At 43.6% G+C, this 22805-nt stretch carries 23 protein-coding genes and 2 pseudogenes; 21 read left to right on the top strand and 4 right to left on the bottom strand.

What is annotated here, in order from left to right; translation table 11 throughout:
• Positions 1-102 precede the first annotated feature (102 nt).
• The gene (locus tag MMY81_RS02885; RefSeq protein ID WP_252311574.1) at positions 103-876 is read left to right on the top strand and encodes a tyrosine-protein phosphatase; all 774 of its coding nucleotides are present in this window, start codon (positions 103-105) and stop codon (positions 874-876) included.
• A 48-nt stretch (positions 877-924) separates the two neighbouring features.
• On the opposite strand, the gene MMY81_RS02880 is transcribed toward MMY81_RS02885, so the two are convergent.
• Entirely contained in the window at positions 925-2022 is a 1098-nt protein-coding gene (locus MMY81_RS02880) for an acyltransferase family protein (protein ID WP_252311573.1), read from the bottom strand.
• Positions 2023-2172: 150 nt separating this feature from the next.
• On the opposite strand from MMY81_RS02880, the gene MMY81_RS02875 reads away from it, so the two are divergent.
• Entirely contained in the window at positions 2173-2604 is a 432-nt protein-coding gene (locus MMY81_RS02875; protein ID WP_252311572.1) for a VOC family protein, read from the top strand.
• A 118-nt stretch (positions 2605-2722) separates the two neighbouring features.
• Positions 2723-4105, top strand: a complete 1383-nt coding sequence (locus MMY81_RS02870; protein ID WP_252311571.1) for an MATE family efflux transporter — start codon at positions 2723-2725, stop codon at positions 4103-4105.
• On the opposite strand, the gene MMY81_RS02865 is transcribed toward MMY81_RS02870, so the two are convergent.
• Positions 4102-5322, bottom strand: a complete 1221-nt coding sequence (locus MMY81_RS02865) for a Bcr/CflA family multidrug efflux MFS transporter (RefSeq protein WP_252311570.1) — start codon at positions 5320-5322, stop codon at positions 4102-4104. The two genes, MMY81_RS02870 and MMY81_RS02865, sit on opposite strands and share 4 nt — an antisense overlap.
• A gap of 169 nt (positions 5323-5491) precedes the next feature.
• Between MMY81_RS02865 and MMY81_RS02860 the strand changes: the two genes are divergently transcribed.
• The 12 genes and pseudogenes from MMY81_RS02860 (at position 5492) to MMY81_RS02805 (ending at position 17943) form a co-directional block, all read left to right on the top strand.
• Complete coding sequence (locus MMY81_RS02860) at positions 5492-6040, top strand: hypothetical protein (RefSeq protein WP_252311569.1); 549 nt, start codon at positions 5492-5494, stop codon at positions 6038-6040.
• Between the two features lie 84 nt (positions 6041-6124).
• The gene (locus MMY81_RS02855; protein ID WP_252311568.1) at positions 6125-6382 is read left to right on the top strand and encodes a hypothetical protein; all 258 of its coding nucleotides are present in this window, start codon (positions 6125-6127) and stop codon (positions 6380-6382) included.
• Positions 6383-6620: 238 nt separating this feature from the next.
• Positions 6621-7811, top strand: a complete 1191-nt coding sequence (locus MMY81_RS02850) for an MFS transporter (RefSeq protein ID WP_252311567.1) — start codon at positions 6621-6623, stop codon at positions 7809-7811.
• Positions 7812-7903: 92 nt separating this feature from the next.
• On the top strand, positions 7904-9112 hold the full coding sequence (locus tag MMY81_RS02845) for a transglutaminase-like domain-containing protein (RefSeq protein WP_252311566.1): 1209 nt from the start codon (positions 7904-7906) through the stop codon (positions 9110-9112).
• 259 nt (positions 9113-9371) lie between these two features.
• A complete protein-coding gene (gene abc-f, locus MMY81_RS02840) occupies positions 9372-10988 on the top strand; it encodes a ribosomal protection-like ABC-F family protein (RefSeq protein ID WP_252311565.1) in 1617 nt (538 codons plus the stop codon).
• A gap of 126 nt (positions 10989-11114) precedes the next feature.
• Positions 11115-12041: a peptidoglycan recognition protein family protein gene (locus tag MMY81_RS02835; protein WP_252311564.1), complete on the top strand. Its 927-nt coding sequence runs from the start codon at positions 11115-11117 to the stop codon at positions 12039-12041.
• A gap of 19 nt (positions 12042-12060) precedes the next feature.
• A complete protein-coding gene (locus MMY81_RS02830) occupies positions 12061-12273 on the top strand; it encodes a hypothetical protein (RefSeq protein WP_252311563.1) in 213 nt (70 codons plus the stop codon).
• A 385-nt stretch (positions 12274-12658) separates the two neighbouring features.
• Positions 12659-14371, top strand: a complete 1713-nt coding sequence (locus MMY81_RS02825) for a polysaccharide deacetylase family protein (RefSeq protein WP_252311562.1) — start codon at positions 12659-12661, stop codon at positions 14369-14371.
• A 14-nt stretch (positions 14372-14385) separates the two neighbouring features.
• A pseudogene (locus MMY81_RS02820) lies at positions 14386-15665 on the top strand (glycosyltransferase family 2 protein).
• A gap of 1 nt (position 15666) precedes the next feature.
• Positions 15667-16810, top strand: a pseudogene (gene wecB / locus MMY81_RS02815) (non-hydrolyzing UDP-N-acetylglucosamine 2-epimerase).
• Positions 16811-16825: 15 nt separating this feature from the next.
• On the top strand, positions 16826-17152 hold the full coding sequence (locus MMY81_RS02810; RefSeq protein ID WP_252311561.1) for a hypothetical protein: 327 nt from the start codon (positions 16826-16828) through the stop codon (positions 17150-17152).
• An 86-nt stretch (positions 17153-17238) separates the two neighbouring features.
• Positions 17239-17943: a hypothetical protein gene (locus MMY81_RS02805; protein WP_252311560.1), complete on the top strand. Its 705-nt coding sequence runs from the start codon at positions 17239-17241 to the stop codon at positions 17941-17943.
• A gap of 193 nt (positions 17944-18136) precedes the next feature.
• Here MMY81_RS02805 and MMY81_RS02800 read toward each other — a convergent pair whose 3' ends face one another.
• Positions 18137-18922 (bottom strand): alpha/beta hydrolase, encoded by a 786-nt coding sequence (locus MMY81_RS02800; RefSeq protein WP_308215187.1) that lies wholly within the window; start codon positions 18920-18922, stop codon positions 18137-18139.
• 177 nt (positions 18923-19099) lie between these two features.
• Between MMY81_RS02800 and MMY81_RS02795 the strand changes: the two genes are divergently transcribed.
• The 6 genes from MMY81_RS02795 to MMY81_RS02770 are packed head-to-tail and all read left to right on the top strand — an operon-like array spanning position 19100 to position 22154.
• On the top strand, positions 19100-19981 hold the full coding sequence (locus MMY81_RS02795; RefSeq protein ID WP_252311559.1) for a phytoene desaturase family protein: 882 nt from the start codon (positions 19100-19102) through the stop codon (positions 19979-19981).
• 49 nt (positions 19982-20030) lie between these two features.
• The gene (locus tag MMY81_RS02790; RefSeq protein WP_252311558.1) at positions 20031-20609 is read left to right on the top strand and encodes a phytoene desaturase family protein; all 579 of its coding nucleotides are present in this window, start codon (positions 20031-20033) and stop codon (positions 20607-20609) included.
• Positions 20610-20620: 11 nt separating this feature from the next.
• On the top strand, positions 20621-20866 hold the full coding sequence (locus MMY81_RS02785; protein WP_252311557.1) for a glycosyltransferase family 2 protein: 246 nt from the start codon (positions 20621-20623) through the stop codon (positions 20864-20866).
• Between the two features lie 35 nt (positions 20867-20901).
• On the top strand, positions 20902-21192 hold the full coding sequence (locus tag MMY81_RS02780) for a glycosyltransferase (RefSeq protein ID WP_252311556.1): 291 nt from the start codon (positions 20902-20904) through the stop codon (positions 21190-21192).
• Positions 21193-21215: 23 nt separating this feature from the next.
• A complete protein-coding gene (locus MMY81_RS02775; RefSeq protein ID WP_252311555.1) occupies positions 21216-21686 on the top strand; it encodes a hypothetical protein in 471 nt (156 codons plus the stop codon).
• Between the two features lie 18 nt (positions 21687-21704).
• Entirely contained in the window at positions 21705-22154 is a 450-nt protein-coding gene (locus MMY81_RS02770; protein WP_252311554.1) for a glycosyl-4,4'-diaponeurosporenoate acyltransferase CrtO family protein, read from the top strand.
• A gap of 5 nt (positions 22155-22159) precedes the next feature.
• On the opposite strand, the gene MMY81_RS02765 is transcribed toward MMY81_RS02770, so the two are convergent.
• Complete coding sequence (locus MMY81_RS02765; protein WP_252311553.1) at positions 22160-22744, bottom strand: Yip1 family protein; 585 nt, start codon at positions 22742-22744, stop codon at positions 22160-22162.
• Positions 22745-22805 lie beyond the last annotated feature (61 nt).

Genomic DNA, 22805 nt, shown 5'->3' with positions numbered 1-22805 from the left:
AAGAAGAGGGGAAAAGAGGCAGGGGAGCTCATGCTTTTATATTGAGGTTTCTGCTATACTGTAACGAGCGATAAATACTACGAAGCAAAGGAGTCAGCACCTATGATTGATCTGCACACCCATATTTTACACGGTATAGATGACGGCCCGAAAACAATGGAAGATTCTGTTGAGCTGGCCCGGTCGGCGGTGGAAGCAGGGGTTGAGTCCCTAGTGGCAACTCCTCACCATCGTAACGGCATGTTTACGAACAGCGGAGAAATGATCCGCAGCAAAGTACAGGAGTTAAATTCTCTGCTTGAATACGAAGAAGTGCCGCTGGAAATAAAGCCGGGTCAGGAAATTCGCATTAACGGAGACATACTTGATGAACTAAAGGACGGCACGGCGCTTACTTTGAATGACAGCCGCTATTTGCTGATTGAACTTTCATCAGTGGAAGTGCCTTCTTACTTAAAGCGTCTTTTTTATGACCTGCAGGTAGCAGGTTATATTCCGCTGATTGCCCACCCCGAACGAAATAAGACCTTTGTTTCGGAGCCGGGAAAGCTGTTTGATATTGTAACGAACGGAGCAATTACCCAGATTACCGCAGAAGCTTTGTCAGGAAAAGGGGGCAAGGCCTCCCAGCAGTTCTGTGAAACGCTGATTGAACATAATCTGGCCCACATTATTTCCTCCGATGCCCACGGTATTGACCACCGGCCATTTGCTTTATCTGAAGCCTATGCTCATGTAGATGACGTATTTGGACCAGAAGTAAGCGATATGTTTAAAGAAAATGCCGCGGCTATTTTTGATAATCAGCCGATAGGACTGGATCAGCCTGAACCATTCGAAAAAAAGAAAAAGAAAAAACGGTTCGGTATATTTTAATAATGAAGAGACTCCACCTGCCTGCAGGATGGAGTCTCTTTTTAAGGGTTATTTAATAGAAGAACGAGGCTCGCGGACGCTCCGGGAGATCGGAGCAGGGTTTGTTACGAGCCTATTTTTCATATAATGTACTAAAGGTAGCTCTATATAGGAATAAACCAGGCACCCTCCTGCCGAAGAAAGAAAGATAAAAAGAAGGGTCGTCACCCAGCCTCCCACTAGTTCAAATAAGGAAAATGCAGCAAACAGCTCAGAAAGCACGTCGAGCAGCACGAGATGGGAAAGATAAATAGAGAATGCTGCTCTTCCCAAATAGTCCAGGGCCCGGGGGAGGTAAATATCTTTTCTAAGGTCAATGGACCCCAGGCCAAGGAGAAGAAGAATGGAAGCGGCAGCTGTTGTGAAATCAAATGCTAAAGGAAGCCATTCATAATGGTAGTTGGCCCACGTCAGCGGAAATCCAGCCAGCCCAAGCGCAGTAAGCAGCCAGCCAATACCGGCAGGAAAGGGTGCACGGAGCACAAGCCAGGCGCTCGCGATCCCGGCGGCAAACATAAGGTTATACTGGCTGAATGCAAAATACACAAGCTCTTGATCTCCTGGTACAAGACCGAGCGAATATAACAGCGATCCGGCTATCCAGAACATAAAGAAACCTCGTGCTAGCTTCTGCTGTTTCAAAAAGAACAGGGAAAAAACGGCATAAAACAATACGGTGTGAATAAGAGACCAGGCGACAAGAAGAATGGGATCAAGCGCCTGATTACTCGGAAGCAGAAGCAGGGAATACCACAATGTGGCAGCCTCTGTTTCATGACCAACGCCAAAATGAGCAGGCAGAAGCACGATAATCATCAGCCATATAAAGGATAAGAGCCAATACAGCGGATAAATGCGAATAAACCGCTGCAGCAGGTAAGGACGAAGTTCCGCAGGATGAGCCATTTTTTTATAATAAATATAAAAAACCATAAAACCGGTGAGCGTAAAAAAATAGTTCACTCCGCCGGAAAGCGGATAAACGGAAAGCCCCAGAAAATCAAAGTCAAAGTAATACATAACGCTGGCGGCCGCATGAAACGTTACGACCATCAACGGGACTAAAGCTCGTGAAAACTGAATAAGGGCCAGTTTTTTTCGCGGCACCGGGTACTCCTCCTGTGTAAGTAAATGTATGTAAAGAACTGTATCATGATTTTCATTCTTAATAAAGAACAATAATGTCATTTTAAAATAAAAGCAGGATAACAGTCTGTCATAAAGAAATCAATTAAAGAAAAGAAGGAGGAGAGCAGCATGAATAGTATTCATTTAATCTGTTTAGGGGTAAAAAATATCGAAGCTTCACTGGCTTTTTATCGGGACGGGCTGGGATTTGAAACCACAGTAGAAGAAAAGAAGCCGGCGATTGTCTTTTTTAATAATGGAGGTACCAAGCTGGAGCTTTTTCCGCTGGGAAATCTGCAAAAGGAAATAGGAGAAGCAGCGGCAGTCGCGTCAGAAGGGTTTCCCCGTTTTACGCTTGCACATAACACTACCTCCAAAGAAGAGGTCGATTCACTCTTGAGCCGGGCGGAACAGGCAGGAGCGGTTATTGTAAAAAAAGCAGTAATCCAGAGCTGGGGAGGATACAGCGGTTATTTTAAAGATCCGGATGGGTTTATATGGGAAGTAGCATATGGGGAAGACTGGACATTTGATGACCAGGGCATGTTGATTATCCCCTAGCACTGTTTCCTTTTACTAATTGACAAATAACAGCGCGTGCGATTTAATCAACTCGACCCACCGTTTTCTTTTGGTATAAAATGGTGTGCTTACAAAGGAAAATGGGAGAAAACAAATCATGAAAAAAAGAACATATCAGGAAGGGACCCACAGGCATTTTCTGGCCCTTGCCCTTCCTTTAACCCTCGCAACAATTACGACCCCTGTTCTTGGGGCCGTAGATACGGCGGTGGTAGGCTATTTGGATTCGCCTCATTATCTCGGCGGTGTAGCTGTGGCAGCCCTGATTTTTAATACACTGTACTGGCTCTTTGGTTTTCTAAGGGTCAGCACGTCAGGCTTTACAGCCCAGGCAGCAGGAAGAAGCTCTGCTTCGGATATGAATATCTTGTTTGCCCGCCCCCTGCTCCTGGCAGCTCTGATCGGTTCTCTGTTTATTTTGTTTCAGCATCCTATTAGAGAAGCAGCTTTTGCGCTGCTCCAGCCTCCGGCTCAAGTGGCAGCTCAGGCTGACGCTTACTTCAGCTTTCGGATATGGGGAGCACCTTTTGCACTGATGCAGTACGTAGTTATCGGCTGGCTTGTAGGAAGTTCCAAAGTGAATATAGCGCTTTTGCTTCAGCTGGGCGCCAATGTGCTTAATATGGGATTGGACGTTTTGTTTGTGTTTTACATAGAGATGGGTGCAGCGGGTGTCGGCCTTGCTACGCTGATTGCCGAAGTATCAGCCGCAGCGGCAGGTCTCAGCTATGTTCTTTGGAAAACCCGGATGCCTTTTTCTCTTTTCCGGTCCGGGAGCCTGTGGAAAAAAGAGCCTTTACTGCATATGCTGCGCGTCAATCGCGACTTATTCATCCGGACTACCTGTCTGCTGGCTGTATTCGTCTGGTTTACTTCTTCCGGTGCCCGATTTGGAGAAGTCATTCTTGCGGCTAACGCTATTTTATTTCAAATCCATTTTATTATGGCTTATTTTTTCGACGGTCTTTCCAATGCCGGGAGTATTACATCCGGTCGGGCGATAGGCCGGCAGAACAAACCGCTCTTGTGGAAAGCGATGAAAATAGGAATGCTGTGGTCCGGGATTGTAGCTGCTGCAGCGACGGCCGTTATGCTGCTTGCCGGACCTTCTATAGTAGGCTGGTTTACCTCTATTGCTGAAGTTCAGGAAACGGCGGTGAAGTACAGCGGCTGGGTGGTATGGTTTCCTGCCGCCGGATTTGCCGGGCCAGCTGTATGGATTCTTTATTGGTGCGACGCAGACCGCTCCAATTCGCAATTCGCTGATATATTCAATGATTGTCTTTTTTTTCGTGTTATGGGTGTTTATTCCTATTCTAGGAAACCATGGACTCTGGCTGGCGTTTATTCTATTTTCACTTTCCCGTTCTGTCGTACTGGCAGCTTATATTCCGCGGCTGCTGAGAGATCCTTTCGAAGCAGCGAATATGGAGAGAAAATAGGAAAAATAAGAACTAAAAAAGAACCTTTTCCCTTTTAGGAGGGAGAAGGTTCTTTTGAGCCTGGTTTTCTATCCCGCACGAGCAGTAAATATGCTAGAAGAGCTAATCCGTCTGCGGTAAAAATTACAACCCCCATCGGAACAGCTGTATCTTCGCCGGCAATCCCCACTAAAGGAGCCGCTGCGGCTCCAAGAATAAAGGGAAGCAGACCTAAAAGCGCAGAAGCACTTCCTGCCCGGTGTCCCTGCGATTCCATCGCAAGTGAAAAGGAAGTAGTAGCAATAATACCGACACAAAATACAATAACAAAAATAGGAATAACAATACCGATTAACGGTGCTTCAATCAATGTCATCACCAACAACACAGTACTGGCTGCAAAAGTAAGGATAAGACCTATGGAGAGAAGCTTCTTCTCCGGCACAATACCCGCAAGACGTCCAACGATTTGGGTGCCGATAATTAAGCCGATGCCGTTCATTCCAAATAGTATACTAAATGTTGTGGGAGACACGCCGTATATCCCTTGATAAATGAATGGGGTGCCGGACACATAGGCGAAAATACCGGCCATTTTAAACCCCTGTGCCAGAGAGTATCCTGTAAAGGAGCGATCTTTTAAAAGCGAACCGAATGTTCGTATCGTCTCTCCGATATTGCTTTTAGACCGGCTTTCCACAGGAAGCGTTTCCGGAAGGGCCCATACTACGGTAGCAAACATCACTACTGCTATAGCACTTAACACAATGAAAATACCATTCCATATAGTGAATTCAAGAATGATTCCCCCGAATACGGGAGCTAAGATAGGGGCAAGGCCATTAACAAGCATCAACAGGGCAAAAAACTTTGTTAATTCTTTTCCCTGAAATAAATCACGTACGATGGCTCTGGATATAACAATTCCTGCTGAAGCGGCAAAGCCCTGGATAAACCGGCAGACGATGAGAACCCAAATAGTAGGGGCGATGGCGCAGAGGATGGAAGCTACAAAAAAAGCAGCAAGTGCTCCCAGAAGCGGTCCTTTTCGGCCGCGCACATCGCTCATAGGACCCATTACGAGCTGTCCTACTGCCAGACCGAGAAGACAGGTAGTCAGGCTCAGTTGTACGAGTGAGGCAGTAGTCTCCAAATCATCAGAAATAGAGGGGAAGCCCGGTAGATACATATCAATTGTCAGAGGACCAAAAGCAGCAAGAGATCCCAATATGACAGCCATCCATAGACGGCGTTTAGGTGACAGAACAGTAGCCATAAGAACGCCTTCTTTCTTTCCATATATATTTCCATTAAATGTATGAAGCAATTCTCTTATTGTAACGCAAAAATGAAAAAAGAAAAGAGATTCCTTATTCCTTCTGAAACCGCCGGCAATTCTTGTTATAATGAAAGAAGATAGAGAGAGAAAGAGGAGGTTACCCTTGTTGATGTGGGAAAGCATAGTATTAGCAGGTATAATACCCCTTTTACTTATTGTTCTGCTGCTGGTGCTGCTGGCAAAACAATTTGGAGGTACGATTACCACGCATGTAAGAGATACACATTTTGATTATAGCCATTTAGAAAATGGCCAGTTGGTTCCGGCCGATCCAGATTCAGCCACAAGGCTGATTGTCACTCTATTCGTGCAGGCCCACAATAGTTCAGCCGCCACGAAAGCTGTTCATAACAGACATATTGCCGTAAAAGATAAGACTGGTGCAGTAGTCCGCATTGAACTGCTCGAACAAAAGAACGTGGTGCAGGACGGGGAAAAGCAGATAGTAAAAGAGCCTGTGGGCATTATCAATATGCCACCCGGACATTTACAGGAATGGCGGCTTGAAGGAGTTATACTTGCCAATCAGCCGAATTTAACGACACCGCTGACAGCTTTTACTGACGCCGAAAGCTTTGCATTTTCTTACGATGTGCAGAAAAAGAAAGCCGGACAAACCAAAAAAGCTACAAAAGTCCTGCAGCATCAATCGTGAAAAAATGTGTAAAATGTAACACTGTGAAGGAATTATCGTCTTAATAGAGAAGTGGTTTTTAAAGCAGAAAGAGGAGGAATAGTGATGAGTTACGTAAAGAATGATCCAGAAACAGAGGAATTTATTCAATCACTCGAAGAACCCCAAAGAGAGATCTACCTATTTATGCGCAAGGAATATGACATCTTGACAGACCAGGGTGAGCATTTTGATGAAGCAAAAAATGATGAATATGTAGAACAAAAAGCAAGCGAGCATTTTGACATTTCCTCAGAAGAAGCAGGAAATGTTTTTGCTAAGACAGAATCACAGATCCGTTCCTTCCAGAATTACAAAATCTAAGCTGGTTTTCCGGTCTTATCCTTATACGTATATAACGAAAGTCTCCCAGATCCGGGAGGCTTTTTTTGTTTCATTTATCCAATACACTCAAAGACTTGTTATATAAATAAAGAGAAGGCTTTCATACAATATGCCGGAAAAAAAGAGTCTATGTTCTTTCTGAAAAAAGGTAGACAACACCTAAAAAATGTCATAGTATCATCATTCGTTGGAAAAAACAGAGCATAGGAGGTATTGTATGATAAAACACATCCAGGGTTCTACAAGAATCGTTTTACTCGTTTTTATGATGTGTACATTTGCGATTGGAATGACAGAATATGTAGTAACCGGACTTTTAACCCAAGTTGCTGCTGATTTGGATGTGCCTGTCTCAACAACCGGTATGCTTTTGAGTGTATACGCAATCAGTGTGGCGGTCTTTGGACCGATTTTGAGGATTTTGACAATTAAATTTCCTGTAAAGCCGCTTTTGTTGGCATGTATGCTGGTATTTGTGGCCAGCAATAGTATGGCTGCTATGGCACCTAATTTTGAAGTGCTTCTGCTTGCCCGATTATGTTCAGCCGCTATGCATGCCCCGTTTTTCGGCTTGAGCATGGCAGTAGCTTTCAAAATGGCGGAGGCTTCGAAAAAGTCCCAGGCGCTGGCTGCCGTGAATGGAGGACTAACGATTTCTATTATGATCGGAGTGCCTTTTGGCTCTTATTTGGGCGGAATGCTCGATTGGCGTGTCGTTTTTTGGTTAGTAGCTGTTCTGGGCACGATAGCGCTTATTGGTCTGCTATTAGCCGTACCGAATGAAAAACCGCTTCAGGCCCCTAATATTAGAAAAGAGCTCGGCGTCCTGAAAAATAAAAATGTACTGCTCGTTATTGCTATTGTTTTATTCGGCTATTCCGGTGTATTTACTACGTATACATTCAAAGAACCAATTTTGAGGGAAATTGCCGGGTTTGGTGTGACAGGAGTCACTTTTGCTTTATTTGCTTTTGGGTGCGGAGCGGTGATTGGAAACTTTGTATCCGGAAGAGTTCGTTCCGAGGTTTTAACCCAGCGTCTGTTTTTTGCGCTGGCGGCTCTTTGTATTGTACTGGGATCTTTTACATTTCTCGTACAGTGGGGGCCTGCGGCTATTCTGGCAGGTTTTCTGCTTGGTCTTTGTGCTTTTGGAACAGTGCCTCTTCTAAATGCAAAGATGATTATTGCCGGTCAGGAAGCACCTTCCCTTGCAGGAACAATCGCTGCTTCAGCGTTTAATTTATCCAATGCCCTCGGAGCTGTGATTGGAACCTTTGTCTTAAATAGTGGAGCTTCTTTTCTTGTGTTAACGTTCATTGGTGCAGGAATTACAATTTTAGGCCTTATTATTACAACCATTACGAATAGAGTAGAAGATAAAGAACTGTTTGATCCTTCCCTCTCTTAAAATGAAAACCGGTCTCCTGCTTTCCAGCGGGAATCGGTTTTTTCTAAAAAAAAGAGGGTATTGGAAAATATATACGAGAAAGGAGAAGGGCTATGCCAATTATAGAAAAATCGGTGGTTCTGGATTACACTTATAAAAACAGGCAGCAGCATACATTATCGATCTGGCTTGCCGTTCCTCCCCAAATGGCCTGCCAGCGCGTAAAAAAGATAACTTACTCCATAGAGCCGGATCACCACTCCAAACAAATGGGGCAGGAGCTTGCGTTTTACCAGCTGGCTCCGGGAGAGGCTGTTCACGTAAATACAGAACTGGATCTATATTCTTCCTCTCTGGAAGAAGACGAGGAGCCGGAGAACCTTTCCTTGAAAGAAAAACAATTTTATCTGCGGGATACTTTTTTAAGTCCGGTTAATGAATCCATGCGAACGCAGGCTGAAGCGGTAGTGAGGGAATCAGCAGATCCAATGGATAAACTGCAGGACTTATTTGAACATATCTATTCTACTTATACATATCATTTTCCACCAAACAGACGAGGAGCACCTTTCTTTTTAGAAGAAGGAAAAGGGGACTGCGGGGAATTTTCCTTTCTATTCTGCTCGTATGCCCGTGCTCTGGGTATTCCCTGCCGTTCCGTAATCGGAGCGTTCACGAAAAAGTTTCAGCCGCACGTATGGAACGAGTGTTATGTAGACGAATTTGGCTGGGTTCCCGTTGACACCAGCGTAGCCGCTTCATTGAAAAAAACGGATAATTTAACGAGGCATCCGTTGCAGCGGGGAGAAAGTACGAGAGCTTTTGATTATTTCGGCGATTTTTCAGGGCGTCGTGTTGTGTTCTGTCTTGACGCAGAGTGGCCGCTTACCCCGGAATATGCCGATGCCAAAGCGCCGGACGAACTGTCTCTTAGCACGTTTGGAAAAGAAAATTTTGCCTATGGTTTTCATAGTCTCGACGGGGCAGCTCCATACCTTCAGCCTATTTATACAAAGTTTGAAAGCAAGCCTTCTCCCGCGAAAATCAAAGACGTGCTGGGTACCTGGAACATTCGGGATGCCAGTATGTATCTGCAGAGTCTTTTATGGGTGAAACGGGCTTCTTATTACTTGTTTATCGCGGCAATGGCTGCCAGCGTAATCGCTATTCCTTTTACAGACAATATTTATTTTTTAACAGCAGGATACATGATAGGGGCAGCAGGACTTGGTGCTTCTATCCTTCGAAAAGAATACAATGGATTAGTGATTCTTGGATTTCTTATGTTGGTGATCCTTTCTATACTGTATCTAATCATATGAGACAGCGTTGACAAAAATAAACCCTCCCATTATGCTGATAGCAGAAGTTATTCTACGGAAAGAGAGGTACCCTGCCAATGAAGCAGTAATCCTGATTACAAGACGTGCCTATCATGATTGATGAAAAGCAATAAACGTCTGGACAGGATTAGTTTGTCTTCATAAGGGTACTTTTCTGCAAAACGTATTATTTAACAGGAAAAGTATGTCTTTTTTGAAAGCGGCTGATCCTCTCTAGCACATCTAGGGAGGTTTTTTTATGTTGGCAGCAGAAACAATAAATGTGGAAAAAAGCTATGGCGTCCGTAAGGTAGTCCGGAACGTCAATTTAAAAATATATGAGGACAGCCGGATCGGTATTGTTGGAAGAAATGGAAGTGGTAAATCAACGCTTCTGCAGTTAATTGCCGGCGTCGATGAGCCGGATAAAGGCCATGTGAATTTGTGGTGGCCGCCGGCGTTTATTCCACAGCTGGAGAAGGCAGAACCGTTATTTCTGACAGCGAAAGAAAAAGATATCTGGGGAGTCTCCGGCATGGATGAGCCAAAGAAGAGCGGGGGAGAAGAAACGAGGAAGAAAATTGCCGAGGCATTCTCAGCAGAAACCCGGCTTCTTTTGGCAGATGAACCGACCAGTCATTTAGATATCGAGGGAATTGAGCAGCTCGAAAAAAGCCTGAAGCGCTATCAGGGTGGCATTGTTTTAATTTCCCATGATGAGATGCTGTTGAACAACATCTGTACTGTAATCTGGGAAATAGAAGACGGTGTAGTTACAGAATATGCTGGAAATTACAGTGCTTATCAAAATCAGAAGCAACAAGAAAATGAGCGCAAAGCAAAAGAATACGAAAGCTACCATAAAGAAAAAAAGAGACTAGAAGCAGCCGCGGAGGCAAAAGAACAGCATGCCCGCCAGCTGAAAAAAGCACCGAGCCGCATGGGGAATTCGGAAGCCCGGCTGCACAAACGCAGTGTCGGCCGGCAAAAAGCTAAATTGAGCCGCGCGGGAAAATCGGTAGAAAAACGAATGACTCAGCTCGAGGAAAAAGAAAAACCGTTCGTACAGAGCCAGTTGAGCTTTAAACAGCAGCCCTTTACTCCGCTTTATGGAAAGTCAGCTGTTTTTTTAGATGAAGGCAGGATTACCCGTAACGGCCGCCTGCTTTTTCAGATGAAACAAACTGATGTGGTTCCGGGTACTAAGTTAGCTGTTACCGGCAGCAATGGATGTGGAAAAACCACGCTTCTGGAGAAAATATATCAGCAGGAAGAAGGTATCATCACAGCAAAGCCTGCGGTGATAGGCTATTTCGATCAAACAGTTTCCCGGCTTAACCTACAAAAATCTGTCCTGGAAAATGTGAAAGAAAGCAGTCTTTACACTGAACCGTTTATTCGCACAGTGCTGGCCGGTCTTCAGTTTAAAAAAGAAAAAGTGCATCAGCCTATGTTCTCCTTCAGCGGGGGAGAGCGGGTGAAGGCGGCTTTATTAAAAGTTATGATGGAGCCTGCTAACCTGCTCCTTCTTGATGAACCGACCAATTATTTGGATATGGAAGCTAAAGAAGCATTAAAGGGATTGATTCAAACGTATCCAGGCACTATTATCTTTGTAACGCATGATAGAGAATTCACAGCCGATACAGCAACACATGTAATGGAAATTGAATCGGGAAAAGCAGAAATAAGCAGGATAGCCGATTTGGAACAACCTTCAGGAGAAGAAAGGAATGAAAGAATAACGCTGCTGGAGATGAAGATAACAGAAGTGTTGAGCCGGCTGGGAGAAGCAGAGGGTGAAGAGAAAATCAAACTGGAGCAGGAGTTCCAGGAGCTTATAAAACAAAAAAATATACAAGGAGAGCAGCACTGAGCTGCTCTTTTTTTAATCTGGCATCTCCTCCTGACTGAAAGAATAAGGATATATATACAATGGTTGTCAAAAAACAGTAAGACACCCTTTAGAAAGAGTAAGCAAAAAAATCAGGAGGCGATGAGATTGTACAGAAACTTAGCTCAGCTTGTAGATGTAAGAGGACAGGTCAAAAGAAATGGATCGTTTGCTTCCAGGTCATGGTCTCAAATTACAGGCATTGCCCGACATCACTCAGCAACGACGTCAGGAGATGCTTTTTCGTTTGCAAACTATCACGTAGATACTCTTGGCTGGCCGAGCGTCGGCTATCATTTTGTTATTACGAGAGACGGGGCGATTCAATGGGCAAACAGCGTAGATCGTATTTCTTATCATGTAGGAAATAATAATACTCCGCTGATTGGAATTTGTCTGGTAGGAAGCGGTTCTTTCACCGCAGCACAGGAACAATCCTATTTTGACCTAGTTACAGCTCTGCGAAGCACAACTGGTATTAACGTATCCATCGCGAATCTGCGCGGTCACAATGAATATCCCGGACACGCTTCTAATGCCTGCCCTGGTATAAATATGGACACGGTTCGCGCTGCCATAGCAAATGGACATCCAGTAGGAGACCCGGGGCGCCCTGTGCTGCAGAGAGGCGACAGCGGGCCGGAAGTTCTTGTACTGCAAAATGATCTGATGGCTGTTGGAGAAAGTCTTCCACAGTTCGGGGCAGATGGAGATTTTGGCGCTGAAACAGAAACTGCTGTAAGGTCTTTTCAACAGAAAACTGGTCTTACTGTAGATGGAGTCGTTGGAGCTCAAACGTGGGCTGCTCTTGATCGTGCCAAAGTAGAAGGACGTCTGGTAGTCGTTACCGCGGCTTCAGTAAATGTTCGTTCCCGGCCTTCCTTCGCTGAAGATGCTATAGCCGGCCAGGTATTTCAAGGGGAAGCATTTACGGTTGTAGAGATCGTATCTGTGCCAAACAGTTCGTCTACTTTGTATCGTCTGGTTTCCGGATTGTATATTACGACAAATGAAAGCTACGTAACGCTTCGCTGACAGGAGGATAGTTAGAAAAATGAATAAAAAAAACATTAAAAAGATAGTACTATATAATGTACCGCTTATCGCTTTAGCCATTGGCTCTTTCTTTGGACTGGATAATCTGACGGAAATTGAAACGGCCCTGTCAGCGCTGATTTCCTCTATTTTCGCTGTGCTGGCATCTCTTGGCATTTACTCGAACAATGAACAGCTCACTATAAGAAACGAAATGAATCAAAAAGGATAATTTATATTCGAGCAGAACCCGGAGAAAGATCTCCAGGTTCTGCTTTTTTATGTTAAAACTGTTTCCGCCGTGCTTTTGAGAGAACAAAAGAGTCTCCTTCAGGTAAGAGCAATAGACAGTTCAAAGCTGGGATAATAAACCAACAGTCAATAGAATCCTCTCTGAATGCTAATTCATCAGAAATAGCTCTGTTTCAATATAGAGAATGTATTCTTTTGGTTATTTTTAGAAAATAATGAAATTTGAAGTAAACAGAAGAATGAGTTGCTTAGTTCGTTTTAAAGAACCTAAAATGCTTTATATAGTTCTAAATCGACTTTGTATTCTTTTTAAAGAACGTTTAGATTCTTTATTAAGAATATAAAAAGATTTAGGGGGATGGCGGATGAAAAGAAACAGGATTCTGGCCTGGGGTTTGGTGTTTGTATTGCTTATGAGTGTTTTTCCAGTGAACATGGCAGAAGCAGAGCCTGATGGCGGGGAAAAAGCGGTCATAATGTATTCTTCAGAGAATAATGAGATTGAGGAAAATCAAAAGGTATTGGATGGCATGATCAGCCGGTATACAACAGATATTTCCTATGTAAGAGCAAACGAAGCAGAAGCTGAAGATTTGGAAGGTGCCACCCATCTGTTCTATTACGGGCAGACAGAGGAGAAACTGAAGGAAGAAACAGTAGAACAATTTACTAATTTCGATGGTGTAAAAACCGCGATTGGTCAAAATGCCGACCAGTTAAGTTCTCAGCTTGATCATGTGGATACTTCTTTACAGGAAACAATGGATGGAGCTTACGAGGCAGAAAATGAAGAAAAGGCAGTAGAATTTGAGGCCCAGGCTATGTTCCCTGCCGCACCCTCAGAATCGGCAGAAGTACTGTTGTATGGAACAAACGGAAATCAGGAGAATCCTCTGTTTTTTTTAGAGGATGACATATACTATTATGCTGCTCCGGACTTAGAATCTATGCACGCTGTACTGTTGGCTAAAGAAATGCCTGAATTATTTAACCAGCCAGAAGAAGAAGGGCACCCCGGCTATTTGAGGCTGGAGGATGTTCATCCTTTGGGAGATGCAGAGCAACTGCAAGAGATAGCTGATTACTTAAAAAGTGAGAATATTCCGTATATGATTGCGGTTATTCCTATTTATACCGACCCGGAAACAGGCCGGGAATATCATTTTTCTGATAACAAAGAGCTTACTTCTGTATTGCAGGAAATGCAGGCAGATGGAGCGAGTATTGTTTTGCACGGGTATACTCATCAATTCAGGCAAAGTGAAACTGGAGAAGGGTTCGAGTTCTGGGATGTAGAAAACAATATGCCTATTTACCACGGACCAGATGAAGAAGTAGTTCAAAAAACAAAAGAAGATTTCGACAGTGCGGAAGAATTTGAAGAATACAACCAGGATAATCTGGATTATGAAAGAGCTTATATAGAGAACAGAATTGAAAGCGGAATTGATGAGATGGCCAAATATGATCTGTATCCGCTTGCATTTGAAGCTCCACACTACACAATGTCTCAAAATGGCTACAAAGTTTTGTCTGAATATTTTTCCACTTATGTAGGGCAGATACAGCTGAGCGATGAAAACTGGGAGATTATGCGGCCTATCCCAACGGTAGGACAGCCGACATATCTTCATGGGATGACGTTATATCCGGAAACGATGGGTTATGTGCAGCCGGAGGAACCTGATTCTGTCGACATTATGATGAAAAACGCCGAAGAGTATCAATTTATTGATAGGGGTGTTACTTCTGCGTTTTATCATCCTTATCTCGGTTTGGACGGTTTAATTGAAGTAGTAGAAGGTATGAAGCAGATCGAAGGTATTGAGTGGATTGATCTGAAAGAGACGGATAGTCAAGTGATAACAGATAGAGTAGAAATAAGAGCAGATAACGGCGAGATAGACGTTATGAAAGATCGGATCGCTCTTTACACTTCAGGCTTTTCCTATCCGCTCTATTTCTTAAACAATACCGTCGAAACAGTCGTTAGAGGCATAGCTGTTATCGGCGGGCTGGCAGTGCTCATATTTTTCTTTTACATTTTCAGAAACCGTTCGCAGGCAAATAAAGGATAAGGGGAGGAACCCGTATGGCAGATGTATTGTTATATACTTCGTTATTTATTATCTGGCTGATGTTGTTTTATCATATGTTTCTTATGCACGGGGGTATTTGTACTCGTTAAAGCATAAAAAACTGGAAAAAGATTGGACAAGTGAGCCGGTGGAACTTCCGACCGTCAGCATACTCATCCCGGCTCACAACGAAGAAGTCGTTATCGAGCAGACGATCCAGTCGATGATCGCCCTGCGATATGATAAAACAAAACTGGAAGTCATCGTGATTAATGATAATTCCAGTGACAACACGGGCCATATAGCAGACTTGTATGCAGCAAAGCATCCTTTCGTTAAAGTAGTGCATACAAAACCTCCTAATATCGGAAAGGGTAAGTCCGGGGCTCTAAATCAAGGATTAAAGCACGCCACAGGGGAAGTAGTTGTTGTATATGACGCGGATAATACTCCGGAACCTGATGCTGTGTATTATTTAGCTCTTGGCATCGCAAAAGATGAAAAAGCGGGAGCGGTCGTTGGTAAATTTCGAGTAACAAACGCCAACCAGAATTTGTTAACCCGATTGATAAATATCGAAACCCTTACGTTTCAGTGGCTCGCCCAGGCCGGCCGCTGGTACTGGTTTAAAATGACTACTATTCCAGGTACAAACTTCGCGATACGGCGATCCATTCTGCAGAAACTAGGCGGATGGGATGAAAAGGCGTTGTCTGAAGATACAGAACTAAGCTTTCGCGTATACAATCTCGGCTACTATATACGTTTTTTCCCTTCGGCGGTCACATGGGAGCAGGAACCTGAAACGCTTAGAGTATGGTGGAAGCAGCGTACTCGTTGGGCACGAGGCAATGAATATGTGATTTTTAAATACTTGTTTTCTCCAATGAAAAACAAAACTGTTACGTTTGACCTTTTCTACTTTTTGTTTACCTATATTCTTTTTTTCTCCGGGATTCTTTTATCGCACGGTATTTTTGTATCGAACCTGATTTTTGATTTAGAGCTGAGCATCGGACCTATCTCTATCGTACTGCTTATCACCGGCTTTCTGCTCTTCGTAACGGAGGCGTTAATTGCGTTGAGTATGGAAAAAAAGCAGCTGACGTTTAGGAACACTATGGTTGTAGTGCTGATGTATTTCACTTATTCGCAGCTCTGGGTAGCACTGGTTGCTTATGCAACGGTGCTTGAAATCCGCAGAGTGGTATTCAAACAAGAAGTGAAATGGTACAAAACCCAGCGTTTCAAGCAGAATCCGGAAAAAAATCCAACGGATCAGAGGAGCGGATAAGATGATAAAGGTTATGACGATTCTAGGTACAAGGCCGGAAGGTATTAAGATGGCCCCGGTCATTCAGGCATTAACTCAAAGTGATCAATTTGAAAGTGTGTTTGTTAATACAGCCCAGCACCGGGAGATGCTGGACCAGGTACTCGAGCTGTTTCACATAGTCCCGGACTATGATTTAAATATTATGCAGAAAGGCCAGTCCCTGGAGCAGCTGACAAGCCGGATATTTCTGGGGCTTTCGCCTATTATAGAGCAGGAGAAACCAGATCTGGTACTCGTTCATGGGGATACAACGACTACGTTTATTGGGGCCTACGCTTCCTTTTTGAAGCAGGTGCCGGTCGCTCATGTAGAAGCCGGGCTGCGGACAAATGATATGAAGTCTCCATTTCCGGAAGAAGCCAACCGTCAGCTTGTAGGGAGGATTGCAGACTATCATTTTTCTGCAACAGCCGCTAACAGAGAGAATTTACTTCAGGAAAATAAAAAACGAAAAAATAGCTGTAGTCGGCAATACAGTGATTGATGCTTTACTTACAGTCGCTGATAAACCATACGTTTTCCCGGAGCATTTGGAATCTATTTTTCTTTCAGATAAAAAAACTATTCTGCTGACAACGCATCGCAGAGAAAACCTGGAAGAGCTGCAGCATGTCTACAAAGCTATAAATCGCCTGGTTAAAGAAAATAATGATATTCAAATCGTCTTCCCCGTGCATAAAAATCCGGTTATCCGTAAAAAAGTGTCGGAAACAATCGAAGATACTTCGAGAGTTCACCTCATTGAACCGTTGGATTATGAAAATTTTGTTCACGTTATGAAGCATTCCTATTTGGTTATCACTGATTCCGGAGGTATCCAGGAAGAAGCTCCCGCTTTAGGGAAGCCGGTACTTGTAGCCCGTAACACTACAGAGCGGCCGGAAGGTGTAGAAGCGGGGACGTTGAAGCTAGTAGGAACGTCGGAAGAAATGATATATAAAGAAGCGTCCAGGCTTTTAAATGATGAAGAGGCCTATCATGAGATGAGCCAAATCAAAAATCCGTTTGGAAACGGGGAGAGCGCTCTGGCCATTTTACAGCACATTCAAAACTGGAAGGCAGCTGACCTCAATCTTGAGAAAAAATCAGAGTCTATTATCTAAAGGAGTGGGGAGTGGTTGAAGATGCTTGTGATTATTCTAATTGTTGCAGCCTTAGTGGGAACAGGTATTTATTTATATTCCTCTTCTTCCTCCCCTTCACCTTCTTCAGAAAGAGTGGTGGATGACAAGTATCCCGTCTCTGGTTTTATTCAAACCTGGATGTTAAACGATAATGGAACTGTTGCCACATATATTCAGGATGGGGATATAGAAGACTCAGATGAAGTAAAAGGAAGAGAATCACTATCGGAAACGCTGGGATTATGGATGGATTTCGCTGTCGAAGAGAACAATGAAGAGCTTTTTCAGAAAGGATATGAACAGCTGGAGAATTATTTTTAGAAAGAAATGGGTTTGTTAACTGGAAAATTCAAGAAAACGGAGACAGGCTGGAAACGACGAATGCACTGGTAGATGACATCAGACTCGTGGAAGTGCTCTACAAAGGATTCGAAAAATGGGAAAAACCTGAATATCAGAAAACGGCTCGGAGTATTGCTGCTTTTACGACCAGCAATAATGTAAACCAAAATGTGTTGACGGACTTTTATGAGACAAACGATGAGTATGCAAGCGATGTAATTACGCTGTCGTATATTGATATGCAGGCGCTCACCCGAATGAACGAGGAAGAATTGCTGGAGCAGCAGATCTATGAAAATATGGAAAGAATATTAGAAGAGGCTCCTTTACGGAATGGATTCTTTCCAAAAAGCTATAACGTGGAAGAACAAGAATATGAATACGACGAAATCGTTAATATTGTTGATCAATCCCTCGTTGCTTTATATAGAGCGCAGAGCGGAGGACAGACTACGGCATTTCTTGAATTTATACGTAAAGAAATGGATGACCATGGAATGGTGTTCGGACAGTATGATATAGAAACAAAACAGGAAAATGTGGATTATGAATCTCCCGCTATTTATGGGATTCTGATAATGTACTGTTTAGCTGCAAACGAAGAAGAGCTGGCAGTGGACATATTTGAACGTTTAAAAGTACACCAGAACAGCAGGAATAGTGATCAATATGCAGGAGGTTACTCAGTGTATGATGACGACACCCACATTTTTGATAATCTGCTGCCATTACTTGCAGAACAGCAGCTGCGCAAGGATGAACTGATTTAACAGAAGAGGTAATGTGAATATTATATTCGATATATGTAAAGAGCAGACCAAAGCAGTGTACTGTTTTGGTCTGCTCTTTTGTGCCTAGAAGGAAGCTGCGGGATAAAAAGCCCGGTGCAGCTCTGCAGCAACAATATTCCATGCTGCGACAGCTTCCTTTTCGGGACCGGTGTTCATAAATGTGTGGGTGCAGTCAGTCTTTAAACAATTCATATCGGACTGGAATCTGTGCGTCTTGCAGCTTGTTAGAATAACGCTCTATTTCAGGACGAAAAGCATCATATTCACCGGCAATAATTAATGCAGGAGCTACCTCCCTTACATCAGCCGCCAAAACAGGAGAAGCAAGCGGATTGGAGGCCTTTTCAATCGTTGGCACATAGCAGGCATTTAAAAAGCCGGCAGCCTGAGGATATTTTGCCCTCAGCGGGTCCGGTTCCGGTTTATCGGCATGAGGGGTAATGAAGTCCAGCATCGGTGCAGAAAGAACCTGCAGCACGGGCTGTTTTTCCTGGCGCTGTTTGAGAAGCAGGCAGACAGCTGCAGCGAGATTACCCCCTGAGCTCTGTCCGCCGACAGCGATCTTATCCGGATTGATTCCTAACGTCTGGCCGTTGCTGCGAACCCATTGGATTACTTGATAACACTCTTCGAGCGCACCTGGAAATGGCGTTTCAGGGGATTTACTATAGTTCACGTTAACGACCACAGCACCGGCCTGGTTAGCTGTGAGCCTGCAGTATGGATCGTCTATGTCTTTATTATTCATAATAAAGGCTCCTCCATGAAGGTTAATGTACACGGGGAGTGAGTCGTTTATGGATGTTAAAGGGTAATAGCAGGTGAGATGTATCAGCCGTCCGTCTGTTTCCAATAAAAAATCCTGAACTCCCCGGACAGCTTCCAGATCCACGATGGATCTGCCCGCTTCTTTATCAGGAAGGGTGCGCAGTATAGTTGCAGCAATTGTTTTTAGCATAAATAGTCCTCATTTCTTTTTTTACTTATACCCTTCCCGAATGAAATGTAATCGAAGCAAGGGCTGGAGAGAGTAATTTCCAGTTAAAAAGGGTATATTAGAGAGAAGAAAAATTTGTTATCGTTTTCTTTTTAATGAAGAAATAAACATAATTTTATTACAAAGGGGTCTGCAATTATGTCCGAACAAGTAACTGTTATCGGTGGAGGACTTGCAGGTATGGCATCTGCGATCCGCTTAGCCGGAGAAGAATATAATGTAACGATTATTGAAAAAGGAGAGCGCCTGGGCGGCAAGCTCAATCAGCGTATGGGAAAAGGATATATTTTTGATACCGGTCCGTCTATTCTGACGCTTCCCTGGGTGCTGGAAGAGCTATTTGAATCAGTTGGTAAGGATGTCCATGATTATTTAGACATACAGCGCATTGAACCAGGCTGGAGAACCTTTTTTGAAGATGGGACGAAGATTGACTTAACAAGCGATCTTCCTAAAATGCTGGAAGAATTGAAAAAGGTATCAAAAGATGATGCCTCCCGCTTTTTTGAGTATCTGGATTACTGTAATAAAATGTACGATTTAAGCATGAAGTCTTTTTACCGGGATAGTATTTCAGGAGTATCTGATCTTCGAGCCAATCATTCCCTCAAAGAAATGTGGGCAATGGATCCGTTTCATTCCCTGAATCAGACGACGGAGCGGTTTTTTAAGGACAAGCATCTTCAGCAGCTGTTTAATTTTCTCATTATGTACATCGGCTCCTCTCCTTATGAGGCTCCTGCTATGTTATCCCAGATGACTCATGTCCAGCTGGGTGTGGGCGTTTATTATGTACAGGGAGGCATGTACAAGATAGCAGAAGCGATGGAGAGCGTACTTGAGGAGCAGGGTGTAAGCATCCGCCTGAATACAGAAGTAGAGAAAGTCACAACGAAAAAGAAAAAGGTGACAGAAGTTCATTTAGCCGGCGGCGACGTGCTTACTCCGGATCTTGTCGTATCCAATCTGGAAGTTATTCCTTTTTACGAACACTTAATGGAGAGCAAAAAAGCTCCGTAAAAAAGCCCTGGCCGACCGCAAAAAGTTTGAGCCTACGGTATCCGGACTCGTGCTTCTGCTTGGAGTGGATAGTAATTATGATAAACTATCCCACCATAACTTCTTTTTCTCTGAAGACCCTGAAAAAGAGTTTCATCAGATTTTTAAAGAAAAGAAGCCGGCTGATGATCCTACTGTATACGTTGGAATTTCTTCAAAAAGCGATTCCTCGCAGGCGCCTGCCGGCAAGGAAAATATGTTTGTCCTAACGCATGTCCCAGCGCTTCAAAAGGGAGAAGACTGGAACAAAAATATGGCAGGCTATCGTGACATTATACTTTCCAAGCTCGAACGCATGGGAATGACCGGTCTGCGTGATCGGATTGAATATGAGCATACATTTACACCAAACGATATTGAATCTCTCTACGGCTCCAATGGAGGGTCAATCTACGGAGTAGTAACGGATCGTAAGCTGAACGGCGGATTTAAGATGGATACGACGAGCAGCGTAGTGGATAACCTTTATTTTGTCGGAGGCGCTACACATCCAGGAGGCGGTGTTCCGATGGTCACTTTATCCGGTCATATGGCAGCCAATGCTATTCTGGAAAAGCACGGAAGCCCGAAAAAAGCTGTAAAATCCTGAGGTGAATAGTCATGTGGTTTCTTGTAACAGCAGTACTGGTGACCCTTCTGCTTTTTTGGCAGAGGGTCTCTTTTCCTATCACTCCGGAAAAAGAAACCGGCACATATTCGGTTATTATTCCGGCACGTGATGAAGAGAACAATCTGAAACGGCTGCTGCCGTCTCTTTTAGCTGTTCCTAATAAAAATCGGGAAATCATCGTGGTTGACGATGATTCGAGCGATAAAACAAAAGAGACAGCGGCCTCTTTCGGGTAAAAGTAATCAGCACTCCTCCTCTTCCTGATGGATGGATGGGCAAATCCTGGGCCTGTTTCCAGGGAGCAGAGCAGGCAGAAGGAGATACGTTCTGTTTTTTAGATGCGGATACGTGGTTTTCACCGGACGGACCGGATCGAATGATTCGATACTTAGAACAATCAGGAACGGTTTCTTTTGTCACCGTCCATCCTTTTCATTTTATGTATTCTTTCTGGGAAAAACTGTCGGCTGTTTTTCATTTAGTTGTGTTTGCCTCTTCTGGAATTACTCATATCTTTGCGAAACAGAGCAAATCGCAGGAGGATTTGGGCCGTGTCTCTTAATAAGGAGAGAGACCTATTGGAAAATGGGCGGGCATGCCTGTATCAAAAAAGAAATTGTAGAACATTTAGCATTTGCCCGAAAAGCGCAGCAACAGGGAATAGAAACCCGTGCTTTCAGCGGCAGAGAAGTATTGAATATGAGAATGTATGAAGCAAAGCTGATGGATGTGATTCAAGGCTGGTCGAAAAGCTTTGCTTCTGGAGCCAAAACAGCTTCTCCATGGCTGACTGCAGCGAATGTGATATGGATTACAGCCGTCGTTTCTTTTTTCGTAAACAGTCCTGAGGCTGGATGGTGGAGCCTGGCCGGATATTTGGTGATTGCGCTGTGGCTCTACAAAACGCTTCGGGATATTGGGAATTTTCAGTGGTTCGATGCTCTGCTGTTCCCGGTATACTTCTTGTTTTTTATCACGATATTTGTATATTCACTTCTTAAAACATTTTTCTTTAAAAAAGCGACGTGGAAAGGCCGTAATATTGCAGGGAAGTAGAGAGAGGGGGCACGTAAGATGATTTGGATAAATGCAGCAGCCTGGCTGTTTATTCATCTGAGCATTGGAACTGCCGTGTATTTTCTTTCTTCATCTGTGATAGCTTCTTTTTCGTGGCTGTATAGAATCCGGGAATGGGAAGAAGATGGAAAAGTATACGATGCGCTTAAAATTAAAAAATGGAAAGACCGTCTTCCGGAAGCAAGCTCCTGGACAAAACTTGGAATTTCCAAAAGCACCCTGAGTCTTCGAAATACGAATGATATTGCGGTATTTTACACGGAAGCAAATCGCTCCGAGCTTTCGCACTGGCTGCAGATTCTGCCGGCTCCACTTTTCTTCTTATTTAATGAACCATGGGTCGGCTGGTTTATGATTGTTTATGCGGTTGGTTTTAATCTCCCCTTTATCATGATTCAGCGCTACAACCGGGGACGGCTGCAGCGCTGGGAGAGAAAGCGTATCTAGAGAGATTAGATGCCTATACTTGCAACGATGACAATCAACAAAACAATAAAGATGACGATTGTAATGATGAAACTGACAACTGCGGCTCCTATGGATTTTCCAATAGAAAATCCATTAGCTTCTCCGAACATGCCAATGATTAAAATAAAAGACCATACGGTCAGAAGGTTTACAGCGATGGAATAGAGTTCAACTATGACAGATGTTTCTGTAATAATTCCTGTTATATGAAGCAGGAAAAGCAGGACGGTCACAGGCAGAATGATAATATAGGGAAATAAAGAAAGACCGTAGATTTCCATCATTTCTTTATACGTTGCTTTTCCTTCGAAAATCACAGCAATCAGCTTCATAAACGCAGCAATGACAAAGAACAAAACAACCGTACCGGCAGTAGCTATTAAAATCAGAACCGGCTGGCTGAGCATTTCCTCTTCCTCTGCTACAGGCAGGAAGGAAAATTCAAACAGCGAGGTAATAATGGATAATGCCAGAATAGAAAAAGCAATAGGCAGCAGCGGCCGTTGTTCTTTTAAAGCGGCATACTGTTTTCTTGGATTAATCATTAAACGAAAAAGATTGGAAAGCATATATACACTCCTCTTATACAATAAATGGAAAATATTTAAAAAATTAGTATACCACACACAA

The sequence above is a fragment of the Sinobaca sp. H24 genome (assembly GCF_023845525.1).
Note: the sequence above shows the minus strand (reverse complement) of the source record. Positions and strands in the feature narration are given on the sequence as shown.